Origin of the sequence: Pantoea ananatis PA13 (assembly GCF_000233595.1) — a bacterium.
Classification (GTDB): domain Bacteria; phylum Pseudomonadota; class Gammaproteobacteria; order Enterobacterales; family Enterobacteriaceae; genus Pantoea; species Pantoea ananatis.
Genome location: NC_017554.1, coordinates 1,789,376 through 1,803,485, shown reverse-complemented (window position 1 = coordinate 1,803,485; position 14,110 = coordinate 1,789,376). Strand labels below are relative to the sequence as shown.

The 14,110-nt window shown below is 58.4% G+C and carries 15 protein-coding genes; 1 reads left to right on the top strand and 14 read right to left on the bottom strand.

From position 1 onward, the window contains the following. Window positions 1–108: 108 nt before the first annotated feature. Complete coding sequence (locus PAGR_RS08445; RefSeq protein ID WP_014605512.1) at window positions 109–2,709, top strand: ATP-binding protein; 2,601 nt, start codon at window positions 109–111, stop codon at window positions 2,707–2,709. Here PAGR_RS08445 and phnE (PAGR_RS08440) read toward each other — a convergent pair. From phnE (PAGR_RS08440) to phnF, 14 genes are all read right to left on the bottom strand, one after another. Beyond that, the gene (gene phnE, locus PAGR_RS08440) at window positions 2,663–3,547 is read right to left on the bottom strand and encodes a phosphonate ABC transporter, permease protein PhnE (protein WP_014605511.1); all 885 of its coding nucleotides are present in this window, start codon (window positions 3,545–3,547) and stop codon (window positions 2,663–2,665) included. The genes PAGR_RS08445 and phnE (PAGR_RS08440) overlap by 47 nt on opposite strands. Window positions 3,548–3,549: 2 nt before the next feature. Then, entirely contained in the window at window positions 3,550–4,404 is an 855-nt protein-coding gene (gene phnE, locus PAGR_RS08435; RefSeq protein WP_013026266.1) for a phosphonate ABC transporter, permease protein PhnE, read from the bottom strand. Between the two features lie 130 nt (window positions 4,405–4,534). Then, window positions 4,535–5,458, bottom strand: coding sequence for a phosphonate ABC transporter substrate-binding protein (gene phnD, locus PAGR_RS08430; protein WP_033766002.1), 924 nt, complete (start codon window positions 5,456–5,458; stop codon window positions 4,535–4,537). A gap of 31 nt (window positions 5,459–5,489) precedes the next feature. Next, on the bottom strand, window positions 5,490–6,320 hold the full coding sequence (gene phnC, locus PAGR_RS08425) for a phosphonate ABC transporter ATP-binding protein (protein WP_013026268.1): 831 nt from the start codon (window positions 6,318–6,320) through the stop codon (window positions 5,490–5,492). Window positions 6,321–6,493: 173 nt separating this feature from the next. Next, window positions 6,494–7,264, bottom strand: a complete 771-nt coding sequence (phnP, locus tag PAGR_RS08420) for a phosphonate metabolism protein PhnP (RefSeq protein WP_014594004.1) — start codon at window positions 7,262–7,264, stop codon at window positions 6,494–6,496. Further along, complete coding sequence (gene phnN / locus PAGR_RS08415; RefSeq protein WP_014605510.1) at window positions 7,261–7,797, bottom strand: ribose 1,5-bisphosphokinase; 537 nt, start codon at window positions 7,795–7,797, stop codon at window positions 7,261–7,263. The genes phnP and phnN overlap by 4 nt, the downstream gene beginning before the upstream one ends. After that, entirely contained in the window at window positions 7,797–8,933 is a 1,137-nt protein-coding gene (gene phnM, locus PAGR_RS08410) for an alpha-D-ribose 1-methylphosphonate 5-triphosphate diphosphatase (protein WP_013026271.1), read from the bottom strand. Before phnM ends, phnN begins: the two co-directional genes overlap by 1 nt. Beyond that, a complete protein-coding gene (phnL, locus tag PAGR_RS08405; RefSeq protein WP_013026272.1) occupies window positions 8,930–9,649 on the bottom strand; it encodes a phosphonate C-P lyase system protein PhnL in 720 nt (239 codons plus the stop codon). The genes phnM and phnL overlap by 4 nt, the downstream gene beginning before the upstream one ends. After that, entirely contained in the window at window positions 9,649–10,410 is a 762-nt protein-coding gene (phnK, locus tag PAGR_RS08400; protein WP_014594006.1) for a phosphonate C-P lyase system protein PhnK, read from the bottom strand. Before phnK ends, phnL begins: the two co-directional genes overlap by 1 nt. Further along, a complete protein-coding gene (locus PAGR_RS08395) occupies window positions 10,400–11,248 on the bottom strand; it encodes an alpha-D-ribose 1-methylphosphonate 5-phosphate C-P-lyase PhnJ (RefSeq protein WP_013026274.1) in 849 nt (282 codons plus the stop codon). The genes phnK and PAGR_RS08395 overlap by 11 nt, the downstream gene beginning before the upstream one ends. Further along, entirely contained in the window at window positions 11,241–12,317 is a 1,077-nt protein-coding gene (locus PAGR_RS08390) for a carbon-phosphorus lyase complex subunit (protein WP_014605509.1), read from the bottom strand. Before PAGR_RS08390 ends, PAGR_RS08395 begins: the two co-directional genes overlap by 8 nt. Next, window positions 12,308–12,892, bottom strand: a complete 585-nt coding sequence (gene phnH / locus PAGR_RS08385; protein ID WP_014594010.1) for a phosphonate C-P lyase system protein PhnH — start codon at window positions 12,890–12,892, stop codon at window positions 12,308–12,310. The genes PAGR_RS08390 and phnH overlap by 10 nt, the downstream gene beginning before the upstream one ends. After that, entirely contained in the window at window positions 12,889–13,338 is a 450-nt protein-coding gene (gene phnG / locus PAGR_RS08380; protein ID WP_013026277.1) for a phosphonate C-P lyase system protein PhnG, read from the bottom strand. Before phnG ends, phnH begins: the two co-directional genes overlap by 4 nt. Continuing rightward, on the bottom strand, window positions 13,338–14,051 hold the full coding sequence (gene phnF, locus PAGR_RS08375; RefSeq protein ID WP_014605508.1) for a phosphonate metabolism transcriptional regulator PhnF: 714 nt from the start codon (window positions 14,049–14,051) through the stop codon (window positions 13,338–13,340). Before phnF ends, phnG begins: the two co-directional genes overlap by 1 nt. Window positions 14,052–14,110 lie beyond the last annotated feature (59 nt).

Sequence of the window (14,110 nt, the reverse complement as noted above, 5' to 3'; positions counted from 1 at the left end):
AAGCAGTGTCAGATAAATGGAAAATGTCAGAGGCCATTCATATTTGTCATATTTCGCCTCGTCCTCACTCCTATACTCGGCTCATCGTCGCACGAGCGGAGAGTCTTTATGCAACGCAGTTCACCGTGGCAGGTCGGGGCGCGCGGTCGCCTGTTGCTGTCTCATTTATTGGTGGTGTGCGTCACCTTAATGGTGAGCGTGGTGGCGGTGACCAGTTTTCGCCATGCGGGCACCATTCAGGCCCAGGCCCAGGCGCAAACGCTGGCTGATATGAACGGCAGCCTTGCCCTGGCGCGCGATACCTCCAATGTGGCCATCACGGCAGTGCGGTTGTCCCAGGTGGTCGGTGCGCTTGAGTATCAGAGCGAATCACGACGTTTACAGCAGAACCAACAGGCCCTACAGCACTCACTCTCTTTACTGGCGAGCACGCCACTTGCCGCGCGTGAGCCTGAGCGCGTGGCGCGCCTGCGTGCGCGTAGCCTGATGCTTGAGCAGTCGGTGAGTATGCTGTTGCGTCAAGGCCATGAACGCCATTTACAGCGCAACAGGGTGCTAAGCGGCTTGTGGCAGTCACAACTGCTGCTTGAACGCATTAATGATCTGACACAGCGCGACGGCATCAAAGCACCCGATTTAACGCTGCGCCAGCAAACCGGCAGACTACTGGATATCGCGATTCGCACGCCGTCATCGACGGCGGTCATCGAGCACCTGCAACAGGTGATGATGCAATGGCGCAGCGTGGTCGCGCCAGGTGCACTGGGCGACAATGTACAGCAGTTGCTGGAAACACAGCGCGGCCTGGTCCCGTTGGCCGCAGAGCTGGAGGAGAGTGACCTGGCGATTGCCTATGCGACTTACCGTATCAAGGCGCTGGTGGCGGCGCTGAATGATGACATTACCGCTTACGTCCAGCAGGTCGCGCAGCAAACGGAAAGGCGTAACATCACCACCCATCATCAACTCGACTCGGTTAGCGGCTTTATCATGCTGTCTGCCCTGCTGGCGCTGGCCATCACCCTCTATACCGGGTACTACATTTACCGCAATCTGGGCTCCAGTCTTACCGCCATTGCCGGTGCGATGACCCGGCTGGCACAGGGAGAGCAGAACGTCAGCGTGCCGGGATTACAGCGTCGGGACGAACTGGGTGAACTGGCGCGCGCGTTTAACGTTTTTGCGCGAAATACCGCCTCTTTGGCCCAGACTTCTCGCCTGCTAAAAGAAAAAAGCACCCAACTGGAGTCAACCTTCCTGGCCATGCGTGACGGTTTTGCCCTGTTTGATAACAGCGGAGAACTCGTGGTATGGAATGCGCAGTATCCGGCACTGCTGGGCATCGCTCCCCGCGATCTGCATCGCGGTTTGCACTATCAGCACTTGCTGGAGCCGCTTAATGTGCAGTTGCACGATTTAGCGGAACCCCAGGAAGTGAGGCTGGCAGACGGCCGCACGCTGGAACTGCGTTTCAGCCCGGTACCACGGCGCGGAATGGTCAATACGGTGCTGGAGCGCACTTCGCGTAAGGTGCTGGAAGAGGCGCTGGTGCACAGTCAGAAAATGAAAGTGGTGGGCCAGTTGACCGGCGGCATCGCCCATGATTTTAATAACCTGCTGGCCGTTATCATCGGCAGCCTGGCGTTAACCGAGGGGCAACTGGCACCCGGCCCCGTCGCCAGCCGGATTGAACGAGCCCGCCAGGCGGCGGACAGAGCGGCACTTCTGACCCAACGGCTGCTGGCCTTTTCACGCAAACAAACCCTGAATCCCCACGCGGTTTCCGTGGTGACATTGATCGAGAATCTACAGGGGCTGCTTCAGCATTCGCTGCTGCCCGGTCAGCATCTGATCATCGATGCCCAGCGCCCCGGCTGGCCGGCCTGGATAGATGCCAGCCAGCTGGAGAATGCGGTGATGAATCTGGTGGTCAATGCCAGGGATGCGATGGGTGGCCAAAGCGGCGAAATCCGCCTGCGCATCTGGAATCAGCGGCGAAGCGAGCAAGGGGAAAAACGTGACCGGGTGACCATCGAAGTGATCGATCACGGCTGCGGCATGTCCGACGAGGTGCGTGCTCAGGTGTTCGAACCCTTCTTCACCACTAAGACCACCGGAACCGGGAGCGGGCTGGGACTGTCGATGGTGTACGGCTTTGTCCGCCAGTCGGGTGGACAGGTGGAGCTGGAAACGGCCCCCGGTCAGGGCACAACGGTGCGGCTGTTGCTGCCGCGCGCGCCCGATGCCGCAGCCGCCCGGCCCCCCGTCCATGCCCCGTCTCACCCCGCGGCTGCAGACGATCGTCTGATTCTGGTACTGGATGATGAACCGGCGGTGCGGCAAACCCTGTGCGAGCACCTGCATCAACTCGGCTATCTGACGCTGGAGTGCGCGACCGGCGAAGAGGCGCTGGCGCTGTTGCACCAGACACCCGATATCGATCTGTTAATCAGCGATTTGATGTTGCCCGGTGAGATAAACGGCGCAGAGGTCATTCGTCAGGCGCAGCAAAAGTGGCCACAGCTGGCAACCTTGCTGATCAGCGGCCAGGACCTGCGCCACCAGCCCGTTACGCTGCCGCTGTGTGAGCGGCTGGCGAAACCCTGGCAGGCGGCACAGTTGGTGGAGGCGCTGCAGCGCGCCTGGCAGCGGAGTGCAAGGCTTAATCGTGCCCGCCAGGCTGCCACAACGGCACCGGTTTCCCAATGATATAACGCTTACGCAGGCGGCTTGAGATGGCATCCATGATCATCACCACGACCACCAGAATCAACGTCAGGAACATCACCACATCCCAGTTCCACAGACGCATATTCTCAGCATAAACCAGGCCGACACCGCCCGCCCCAACAAAGCCGAGCACCGCTGCTGAGCGGGTATTCGACTCGATTTGATAAAGGCTGAGCGCCAGAAACTGCGGAAACGACTGGGTGAAGATGCCGAAACGGTGTTTCTGCAGGCTGTTCGCCCCCAGTGCACCCAGCCCACGACTCGGGGAACGCTCCACCGCTTCATGTCCTTCCGAATAGAGCTTACCTAACAGGCCAACGTCCTGCAGGATAATCGCCAGCACCCCGGCTAACGGCCCCATGCCGACGGCACGCACAAAGATCAGGCCCCAGATCGCCATATCAATGCCGCGCAGCATGTCGAACAGGCGGCGCATCAGGAAAGCAATCGGTCTGGCAACTTTATCGTGCATCACATTACGCGCCGCCAGAAAGGACAGCGGCAGCGCCAGCAGCGTGGCGGTTATCGTGCCGGCAAACACGATCGCCAGCGTAATCCCGACCTGAGAGAAATAGTAGCCAAAGGGCCAGTTGGTAAAGTCTTGCCAGACAAACATACGCAGAAAGTAGCGTCCCAGCTGCTGGCAGCCAACCAGCAGGCGGCCCCACTCGATACCGTAGACCATAAAGAAAAAGACGTAATAAAGCACCAGCGCCAGCGCCAGCATGGCCAGACGGCGCAGATAGCGGTGCTGCGCAGCGAAGAGTTCATGATGCTGCTGCTTCATCGCCGTGATATCCGGCGCGAGAGTAACCATATTTATTCCTCCACGACACGGCGGCGCAGGCGGCCAGAAACCGTATCCAGTAACGACACCACAATCAGAATCAACAGCAGCGTCATGCTGACCTGATCGAAGCGATCCAGCTTAATGTTGGTCATTAACTCCTGGCCGATCCCGCCTGCCCCGACCAGCCCCAGAATGGTCGATGAGCGGAAGTTAACCTCCAGGCGCATAAAGCTGTAAGACAAAAAGGTGGGCTTGACCTGGGGCCAGAACGCAAAGCGCATCCGTTGCAGCTTGCTGGCTCCGCAGGCCGCCAGCCCGCGTACCGGCTTATCCGACGCCGATTCGATGGCTTCATAAAACAGTTTGGTCAGGCTACCGATAGTATGCAGGGCCAGCGCCAGAAAGCCGGGAATCGCCCCGATGCCAAACGCCATCACAAACATTACCGCCCAGGCCAGTTCAGGCATGGTGCGTAAAAATGCGACAAAGGCGCGAATGCCCATGCGCAGGCTGGCGGGCGTTTGCGTATTATCGGCCGCAAAAAACGCCAGGATACCGGCAATCACCACGGCAACCAGCGTGGAGGCCAGCGCCAGCTGCAGGGTTTCCCAGATCAGCGGTAGCTGAATATTCAGACGATAGCCCCAGTAGGCCAGCGACCCTTCCGTTTTGCCATCGGCAAACAGGAGCGGCAGATGCAAAACGGGCATGATTTCACGGATATAATCGAAAAAGTGCGGCAACGACTGCCAGATGGTCACCAGATTGAACTCTGCCATATTGGCCGCCGCCAGATAAATCACGACCAGCACCAAAGACCAGATAAGCGAGTCACGCTTCTGTTGGCGGCGGATACGTTGATAATAGCGTTCGAAGTCGGTCACGTGAGGTGTCTCAGATTGATGTGTTACAAAGCCATCCAGGCAAGGTTGACGCGCAGACTAGCCCGCCGGTGAGGTCGTGCCGCCCCCTTATTCAGGGCGGCACGATGAGTGCAAGCAAACTGCCCTGCCGTTAGCCGCGCGCGCCTTTCATCAGCTCGCGTTTCATATCGATGATGTTCTGGAAGTCCGCTACCGAGGTCTTGCCAATGTGCTGCTGGCCCCCTACGGCTTTGGTGAAACAGGCGTGATCGTCTTTATCCAGTTTTTTGATCGCGGCGATGACTTTCGCTTTGAAATCCGCTGGCAGTTTATTGCTCACCAGGATAGGACCGTTAGGAATTAACGGCGACTGCCAGATAATCCGAATCTGTTTCATCAGGTCCGGATGGTCCATGCGGATCAGGCGGCCAAAGGCACCCGAGGTGTAGCCCGTGTTGTAATCACCGACCATAGAGGTCCAGGTCACCGCGCCGTCGAACTGATTATTCAGCACGCCCAGGATGTCCTGCTCATGACCACCTGAAAAGGTCACGCTTGAAAAGAAGTTGTTGTATTTATTGTCGATGTTGCCGCCAAACATTTTCTTAAACGCCTGGTTTGGCACGAGGAAACCGGATGTGGAATCGGGATCCGCCATACCAAAAGATTTGCCTTTCAGATCTTCCAGCTTCTTATAAGGGCTGTCGGCTTTCACAATCACCACGGAGTGATAACCGCGAGACTGATCTTTGTCATCCACCACAATGCCCACTAAATCGACGGCCTTGGGATCCTGAATATACACGGACGCATACGAGGAGGGAGACATACTTAATACCAGATCCACTTTACCGCCCAGCAGCCCCTGAATCACGCCGGAATAGTCTGAAGAGTTGCGGATTTTGGTATCCACGTTCAGTTCTTTATCAAAGAACGTTTTCACACACTGGTTATCACCAATCTGCTGAGTCGCGTTCTGACCGCCTAAAATACCCAGATTCAGCTCTTTTGGTGCGTCCGCTGCGTTAACGCCAAAGGTAAGCAGTGCTGTAGTCAATAACGCGAAAGCTTTCATTTTCATTAGCCTTGTTCTCTTGCTGTGATAGTTAGTGGATCTGGTTAAATTCGTCGCCGTACAGCTGATGCAGCAAGCCGTCGGTAAGTGCGGAAGGATGACCGTCGAACAGCACCACACCGCGCTGAATACCTATCACGCGTGTGCAGTAACTTTTTACTAATTCAATCGAGTGCAGATTCACCATCACGCTGATGCCCTGATCGCTGACCTGACGCAATACATCCATAATACGGGTGGTATTTTTAGGATCGAGCGAGGCAACGGGTTCATCCGCTAACAGAATTTTGGGGTTCTGCATCAGCGCCCGACAAATCGCTACGCGCTGCATTTGACCGCCGGAGAGGTTTTCGGCGCGCTGTAACGCCTGCGGCAGCATGTTCATCCACTCAAGCAGTTGAATGGCGCGGGCGCGGTCGGTGTCAGAGAACACTTTGAAAAACGATTTCAGCGTAGAGGTCTGGCTGAGACGCCCCAACAGCACGTTGGTCAGCACATCAAGGCGAGGCACCAGGCAGAAATCCTGAAAGATCATGCCGCACTGGGTGCGCCATTCACGCATCTGGCGGCTGCTGAGATTCACCACATCGCGATCGGCTTCGCCGTGGTGCAGGCTGACGATGGCGCCCTGTGAGGCGGAGATTGTGCCATTCAGCATGTGCAGCAGCGTCGATTTGCCTGCGCCAGAGCGACCGATTACCGCTACCAGTTCACCCGCATGCAAATCGAAACTGACATTATCGAGGACTTTGTTGTTACCGTAAGCTTTGCTCAGTCCCTGAACAGATAACACTTTTTGCCCGCCTGACTGGGTCAATGACGAGACGTTATCGACCACCGTTTTAAGCAGTGCCTGTGCCATGATGTTCTCCGTTATTGCAGTTTACGTTCTGTACCCGCGCCCCATTAACCCATCTGGTCGGTACTGTCTGGCGAGAGTCATTATCTTGCGTTTGTGGCTCACGCCGCCGGAACCTGACGAGAGACCGCTATATTAAGAACACGGGGGATGAAGGCTGTATTACGGTTAGATGATTAAACTGTGACAGGCAAATCGGCACCCAGAGACAGCGACAAGCCGTCACAGGCTGCCCGAACCCCATCGGGTAAGGCGTGCTCTGCCAGCCAGTTATCCATGTGATGGCTCAGATGAATCAGCCAGGCCTGGTGCGGTTTCAGTTCATCAATGATGTTTAGCGCGGCGGTCAAATCGTTATGATTGCGTCCGCCCTGCCCGGGGGGATCGTTACAGTCTACCAGCAGGTGATCCAGCCGTTGTCCACGCAGGAAATCGGCGGTGTCCGGCGGCAGACCGCAGGTATCGCACAGCCAGGCCAGACGCGATCCATGCCAGTCAAACAGATAGCCGTGGGTCAGTCGTGAATGTTGAAGCGGCAGGGGTGTCACCTGTAATTCACCGAACTGATGTGCCACGTAAGGCGTTAAAGCGGGGCGGAAATCCAGCAGTCCGGGATGCTTAAACAGGTCATCGCAGCCCTTGTCGTCCGGCGGTCCCCACACAGGAATAGATTCGCCCTCGCCCCAGCGAAGAGTGAACAGCCCCTGCACATGGTCCATATGATAATGAGTCAGCAAAATTCGGTTAATTTCGCCAGGCTGAAAGCGCTCGGCCAGCAATGGCAAACCGGCATCCAGTAAAATACGTTCGCGTCCGGCCTCAATTAACGCGCTGGTGGGCGCGCGGCGATAGCGGGAAGCGTCGCGGGCGCGCAAACAGGCATGACAGTCACAACCGAACACCGGCGCGCCTGTCACACCGCCGGTACCAAGCAAGGTCAGTTTCATGGGAATTCCGCCAGCAACTGTCGTAACTGTTGTACCGTATCCACCAGCGCACCATCATTGTTTAGCCGCAGGCAGCCCTCTGGCTGATGTTGTGCCGCGCGCGCCAGTCGTTGAACGATCTCCTCTTCACTCTCACGTCCCCGCTGTCGTAAACGCGCGGCCAGCACCAATGGCGAAACCTCAATACACAGCGGCAACAGCCGTGCGCCGTAACGCGCACGAACCTGTTCCAGATGCTGACGGGAGCCGTTTACCAGCACGTTCTGCCCGCACGCCAGCCAGCCATCGATTTCACTCCCGATACCGTAATGAAAACCGTGGGCCTGCCAGCTGACCGCAAATAACCCCAGCGCCTTGCGCCGGATAAACTCCGCTTCCGTCAGAGCCACGTGGTTTTCGCCCCCCACATCGTGAGGGCGGGTGATATAGCGGTGCGCAATCAGCAGGCCTTCAGGCGGCGCCTCGCGCAGCAGGTCCAGCAGGCTGTCCTTTCCTGAGCCGGACGGGCCGATGAGCCAGATAAGCCGGGCCATCAGTACACCTGCCGGCCTTTGCTCCAGACATGGCGGATGTGGGGATGACCATGTTGGGTATGCGCCAGTACCAGGTCGGCGCGGCAGCCTTCCGTAATCACGCCACGATCCTCCAGCCCCAACGCGCGCGCCGGATTACAGGTGACCAGCGCAACAGACTGGGACAGTGACAGCGTGTTCCGCTCATCCGCCGCTAAGCGGAAGGCCGCATCCAACAGGCTGCCGGGATAATAGTCCGATGACAGAATATCCAGCATCCCGTGTGATGCCAGCTCCCAGGCGGCTACGTTACCAGAGTGCGAACCACCGCGAACAATATTCGGTGCGCCCATTAACACCTGCATATTGCAATAACGTGACGCCTTCGCCGCCTCCAGCGTGGTGGGGAATTCAGCTATCGCGCTGCCCACGCCGTGCGACTCTTCCACGTGCGCTTCGGTCGCATCATCGTGGCTGGCAATCGCAATACCATGTTCCCGGCACAGCGCGGCAATCGCCAGGCGGTTGGGCTGTGACCACTCTCTGGCCAGCGCCAGCTGATCGCGCTCAAACTCGTCCATCTGCTCGTCATTGAGCTGATATTTTCCCTGATAGTACTCGCGATACTTTTCCAGCGATGCGTACTGGCGCTGCCCCGGTGAATGGTCCATCAGCGAGACCAGCGACAGCTCTGGTGAGGAGATGAGCGCCTCAAACAGCGGCAGCGTGGTGTGATGCGGCAGTTCGCAGCGCAGATGTAATAAATGCTCGGCGCGGTTGAGCCCCTTGCGGTTACTGTCACGAATCGCGCCAATCATTTTGCTGAGATTTTCCAGCCGGTGCCCCCCATCGCGTACATCACCTACACCGATGGCATCCAGCACGGTGGTGATGCCGCTGGCCACCATCAGCGCATCGTGGCTGCTCATGGCGGAATGGGCCGGCCAGTCAACCTTAGGCCGCGGGGTGAAGAACTTATCCAGGTTGTCCGTGTGCAGCTCGACCAGGCCGGGCAACAGAAACGCGCCCTCTCCGTCCAGCGCGCCGGCGAGCTGGCTGGCGGTTTCGCTAAAGTTCGTAATGCGGTCTTCACGAAACTCCAGCGATCCCTCTACCACTTCGTTTTCCAGCACCAGCTTTACATTATTGATGATCATGCTTCTGCCCCTGTTTTGAAGGGCTGCATCACGTGCAGGCGATCGGCCACACGCTCCCGCACCGCTTCATCATGAAAAATACCGACAATGGCCGCGCCACGCGCGCGCGCCTGTTCAATCAAACTCACGACTGCGGCGCTGTTAACGCTGTCGAGCGATGCCGTAGGCTCATCCAGCAGCAGCACGGGATAATCGGCAATAAAGCCACGGGCGATGTTGACGCGCTGCTGCTCTCCACCGGAGAACGTCGAGGGTGCCAGGGACCAGAGGCGTTGCGGGACATTGAGCCGGGTCAGCAGATCTTTGGCGCGCGCTTCGCAGAAGCTGCGCTCAACGCCGCGTTCCAGTAACGGCTGCATGACGATCTCCAGGGTCGGCACGCGCGGGATGACCCGCAGAAACTGACTGACCCAGCCGATGGTATCCCGGCGAATGGCAATAATCTGGCGGGCGGGTGCCTGTGCCATATCGACCCATTCGCCCAGATGCTGCACCCAGATACTGCCGCTGTTGGCCTGATAGTTGCCATACAGGGCACGGAGCAGAGTCGATTTTCCGCTGCCCGAATGCCCGTGCAGCACCACGCATTCGCCCTCACTGACTTCCAGGCTGGCATCCTGCAGCACCGGCAGAGCCGCCCCGTTCTGATTGTGCAGCACAAAGGTTTTGCACAAATTTTCCACGCGCAGTTGCGTCTTCATAGTCGCTGTCGCCATTAGTTAAGCACCGATGAAACCAGCAGTTGCGTATAAGGATGATGCGGATCATCCAGCACGCGGTCCGTTAAACCACTTTCCACGACCCGGCCCTGCTTCATGACCAGCAGCCGATGCGCCAGCAGGCGCGCCACGCCCAGATCGTGGGTCACAATGATCACCGCCAGATTCAGTTCGCGCACCAGCGTACGCAGCAGGTCCAGCAGTCGCGCCTGCACCGAGACGTCCAGCCCGCCTGTGGGTTCATCCATAAACACCAGTTTCGGCTGGGTCACTAAATTGCGGGCGATTTGCAGACGCTGTTGCATGCCGCCGGAAAACGTCGTCGGCAGGTCATCGATACGGTTCGCTGCGATTTCCACCGCCTGCAGCCAGTGACTCGCCTCGGCGCGGATCTCGCCATAGTGACGGTGGCCGACGGCCATTAAACGTTCACCGATATTGCCGCCCGCCGTGACCTGAGGACGCAGTCCTTCCAGCGGATGCTGGTGTACCACGCCCCACTCCGTGCGCAGTAAGCGGCGACGGTCGCTTTCGCTCATCTGGTAAAGATCGCGCTGCAGGTAATGAATTGCGCCTGCCTGCGGGGCCAGCCGGGCAGACAGGCTGCGCAGCAACGTGGTTTTACCCGAACCGGACTCTCCCACAATCCCCAGCACCTCGCCCGGGTAGAGATCAAAGCTGACCTCTTCGAAACCTTTGCCCGGTGCGTAAAGGTGCGTGAGGTTATTGACCGCGAGCAGCGGTTGTTCACTGTGCATGTTGTTGTTCCTGCTGCTGGTGGCAAAAATCGGTATCTGAGCACACAAACATGCGCGTTCCCTGATCGTCCATCACTACCTCGTCCAGATAGCTGTGACGCGATCCGCACAGCGCACAGGGTTCGTCCCACTGCTGCACGGTGAAGGGATGATCGTCGAAGTCGAGGCTTTCAACTTTGGTGTAAGGCGGCAAGGCATAGATGCGCTTCTCGCGTCCGGCACCAAACAGCTGCAGGGCGGGCATCATGTGCATCTTCGGGTTATCGAATTTGGGAATCGGCGACGGATCCATCACATAGCGATCGTTGACCTTCACCGGATAGGCATAGGTGGTGGCGATGTGGCCGAAACGGGCGATATCTTCGTACAGTTTGACCTGCATGATGCCGTACTCTTCCAGCGCATGCATGGTGCGGGTTTCCGTCTCGCGCGGCTCAATAAAGCGCAGCGGCTCGGGAATCGGCACCTGAAAAATCAGGATCTGATCTTCTTCCAGCGGGGTTTCCGGAATACGGTGGCGCGTCTGAATTAGCGTGGCATCCACCGTGCGTTCCGTGGTGGCCGCGCCGCTCACTCGCTGGAAGAAACGGCGGATGGAGACGGCGTTGGTCGTATCGTCCGCGCCCTGGTCGATGACTTTCAGAACGTCTTTGTCGCCAATGACGCTGGCGGTGATTTGAATCCCGCCGGTGCCCCAGCCGTAAGGCATCGGCATTTCGCGTCCGGCAAAGGGCACCTGATAGCCGGGAATCGCCACCGCTTTTAAGATGGCGCGCCGGATAGTGCGTTTGGTTTGCTCGTCAAGGTAGCCGTTGTTATAGCCGCTGAGTTCAGCCATTTTGCTGCTCCTGATAGTCCTGACGCAGACGTTTCAGCAGTTCCAGTTCCGCCTGGAAATCGACGTAGTGCGGCAGTTTTAAGTGGGAAACAAAGCCTGCGGCTTCAACGTTATCCGCATGAGACAGAACAAATTCCTCATCCTGCGCCGGGCTGGTGATACGTTCATTGTGCTCGCGCGTCTGTAAGGCGCGATCCACCAGCGCCATGGACATGGCTTTACGCTCTGCCCGACCAAAGACCAGTCCATAGCCGCGCGTGAAGTGCGGTGCGCTTTCCCCATCGTGGGTAAAGCCGTTGACCATTTCACACTCGGTCAGCAGCATTTCCCCAATTTCCAGCTCAAATCCCAGTTCTTCCGGGCAAACGCTGACGCTGACATAACCGGTCCGGATTTCTCCGGCAAACGGATGGGTGCGGCCATAGCCGCGCTGGGTGGAATAGCCCAGCGACAGCAGAAAACCTTCATCGCCGCGCACCAGCTGTTGCAGTCGTGCGGCACGTGAGGCGGGAAAGCCCATCGGCTCTCGGGTGATGTCGGTGGGTTCGCTGCCGTCGTCGCTTTCACGCTCTGCTAAGCCTTCGTCGCTCATCATGCTGAACATGTGCGGGCAGTGTTCGGGCAGCGCCTGCTCGCTGCGCGGCGGCAGAGGCGTTTCCCCGTTAGCCATCAGGGTAAAGTCCAGCAGCCGGTGGCTGTAGTCATAGGTTGGGCCTAAAACCTGACCGCCAGGCAAATCCTTATAAACCGCGGAGATACGCCGCTCGATCCGCATGTTGCCGGTGTCCAGCGGCGTGCTTTGCGCCAGGCGAGGCAAGGTTGTGCGATAGGCGCGCAGTAAAAAAATGGCCTCAACCAGATCGCCGCTGGCCTGTTTAATGGCTAACGCCGCCAGCGCGGGATCGTAAATGCCGCCTTCGGTCATCACACGATCTACCGCCAGGCCAAGCTGCTGCGCGATCTGATCGCAGGATAACTCCGCGACCGCACGGTCGCCCCGACGCAGATCGGCCTGAAGATGATGGGCATTGGCAATGGCTTTTTCGCCCCCTTTAACCGCTACGTACATGAGCACACCTCAACATGGGTTGTCCGTGGCACCGCCATCATCGCTTCGCCACAGGTAAAGATGAGATCCACGCCCTGAGGGAACGGATGCGGTCGGGCACGCAGGTATTCGAGCACGCTTTCCGGCAACTGGGGCGCAATGGCGCGCGCTTCACGCAGGCCCGGGCCAGACAACCGTAGCGCCAGCCCACCGTTCAGTGCGGGCACCTCAATAATCAACGTGGTGCTTTTTTCCGGTGCCAGATTGTCGCCTGCGGCGAAGTCTGCAGGATTGGGCTGAGCGGTCGCGTGGCTGAGCGCAAAGGCTGCGTCATTGCTGTCGGTAAGGGGCGCACCAGTATGGAAACGCAGGTTATCGCGCAGTTCCTGATTATCGACCTGGGGATCCAGCCACAGCGGGCTCTCCTGATCCACCAGCGTCAGCAGCACGGCGGTGGCGGCAGGCGAAAGTGCGCCCCAGCCCTGTTGCAGCGGCAGGGAAACCATCACGCCAGGCTCGCTCATGGCTTTCAGGATGCGGCGGAAGGCGTGCTGCGCGTCCGCAACCGGGTGATTAAAACTTGCCAGTAAAGTCATTCATTGTCTCCGCGTACCAGCGTAAAGAAGTCCACTTTGCTGCTGGCGATTTCACGTGCGCGCAGCTGACGCTGCTCTTCACGTGAGGCCGCCAGCGGGATAATCATTTTTTCCTGCAGCAGTTCAGCGGTGTCGGCCTGTTGCAACAGGGCATCCATCAGGGCACAGCGTTCGGCATGGGCTTTATCCCGGCCGAGCAGATAGCTGTAACCCAGGGTGCCGTCGTTCAGCCGCACCACCGCACGCGTCACGGTGGCATCGCCCACCACAAAGCGTTTGCCGGTGGCGCCCATGCGGGCCTGCAGACGCGTCAGGCCAATCTCGGCCGGGCGAATCAGGGTAAATTCGGGCTTGAGGTTGAGCGGCTGCCAGTACGCGTCAAGCTCGGCTGCGCTGCTGTGTGCCAACACCGAAAGCCAGTGCTGGCGGGCCGTTTGCTGTTTCATTAATGCTCCAGAGTGAGTTCGATCATGTCGCCACGCGTGAGGCTGACGGAGTATTCCGCCATCGCGCCATCGGTGGTTTTATTCAGCGTCCGCACGCACAACAGTGGAGAGTGCAGCGCGATTTCCAGTTGCTTACACTCTTTGGCCTGGGCCCGGCGGGTGCTGATGCGCGTCTGGCTGCGTACCAGCTGCTTACCGGTGTACAGCTGCAGATAGTCATGAAGTGAGCCGCTGTTAAAGCGCTGCAGCTGTGGCCACCAGCTGAGATCGGCAAGGAAGTGGTTGATCAGGCAGACCGGCAGGCCATTTACACGGCGCAGGGTTCGCAGGTGAATAACGTTATCGCCTTCACTGACGCCAAGCGCGGCGGCCACGTCGGCACTGGCCGGGCGCAGCACCGCCAGCAGACGTTCACTGGTGGGATCGCTGCCCTGCTCCATCAGGTTCTGGCTGAAGCGAGCCTGAGCGTGTAACGGATAGTCGTAGGGGCGCATCAGCACTAAAATGCCGACGCCATGGCGACGCTGCAGCAGGCCCTTGTTCACCAGTTCGTCTACCGCCCGACGCAGCGTGTGGCGGTTCACCGCATAGTGATCGGCCAGCTGCTGCTCAGAGGGTAAATAGTCACCGCTGCGGTAGCGTTCCTGAACAGCCTGCTCCAGTTGCGCGGCAACAGCCTGATAGACAGTGGTCGGATGTCTGGATAACTCCATCACAATTAAATCCTCACATCAGTAGAGGGATTTCACAGCGAAGATGCTGCGGGATGGAA

Bases quoted from the DNA above. Each gene is read 5' to 3' on its own strand.
- PAGR_RS08445 (WP_014605512.1), top strand. From the start codon at position 109: ATGCAACGCAGTTCACCGTGGCAGGTCGGGGCGCGCGGTCGCCTGTTG.
- phnE (WP_014605511.1), bottom strand. From the start codon at position 3,547: ATGGTTACTCTCGCGCCGGATATCACGGCGATGAAGCAGCAGCATCAT.
- phnD (WP_033766002.1), bottom strand. From the start codon at position 5,458: ATGAAAGCTTTCGCGTTATTGACTACAGCACTGCTTACCTTTGGCGTT.
- phnC (WP_013026268.1), bottom strand. From the start codon at position 6,320: ATGGCACAGGCACTGCTTAAAACGGTGGTCGATAACGTCTCGTCATTG.
- phnP (WP_014594004.1), bottom strand. From the start codon at position 7,264: ATGAAACTGACCTTGCTTGGTACCGGCGGTGTGACAGGCGCGCCGGTG.
- phnN (WP_014605510.1), bottom strand. From the start codon at position 7,797: ATGGCCCGGCTTATCTGGCTCATCGGCCCGTCCGGCTCAGGAAAGGAC.
- phnM (WP_013026271.1), bottom strand. From the start codon at position 8,933: ATGATCATCAATAATGTAAAGCTGGTGCTGGAAAACGAAGTGGTAGAG.
- phnL (WP_013026272.1), bottom strand. From the start codon at position 9,649: ATGGCGACAGCGACTATGAAGACGCAACTGCGCGTGGAAAATTTGTGC.
- phnK (WP_014594006.1), bottom strand. From the start codon at position 10,410: ATGCACAGTGAACAACCGCTGCTCGCGGTCAATAACCTCACGCACCTT.
- PAGR_RS08395 (WP_013026274.1), bottom strand. From the start codon at position 11,248: ATGGCTGAACTCAGCGGCTATAACAACGGCTACCTTGACGAGCAAACC.
- PAGR_RS08390 (WP_014605509.1), bottom strand. From the start codon at position 12,317: ATGTACGTAGCGGTTAAAGGGGGCGAAAAAGCCATTGCCAATGCCCAT.
- phnH (WP_014594010.1), bottom strand. From the start codon at position 12,892: ATGACTTTACTGGCAAGTTTTAATCACCCGGTTGCGGACGCGCAGCAC.
- phnG (WP_013026277.1), bottom strand. From the start codon at position 13,338: ATGAAACAGCAAACGGCCCGCCAGCACTGGCTTTCGGTGTTGGCACAC.
- phnF (WP_014605508.1), bottom strand. From the start codon at position 14,051: ATGGAGTTATCCAGACATCCGACCACTGTCTATCAGGCTGTTGCCGCG.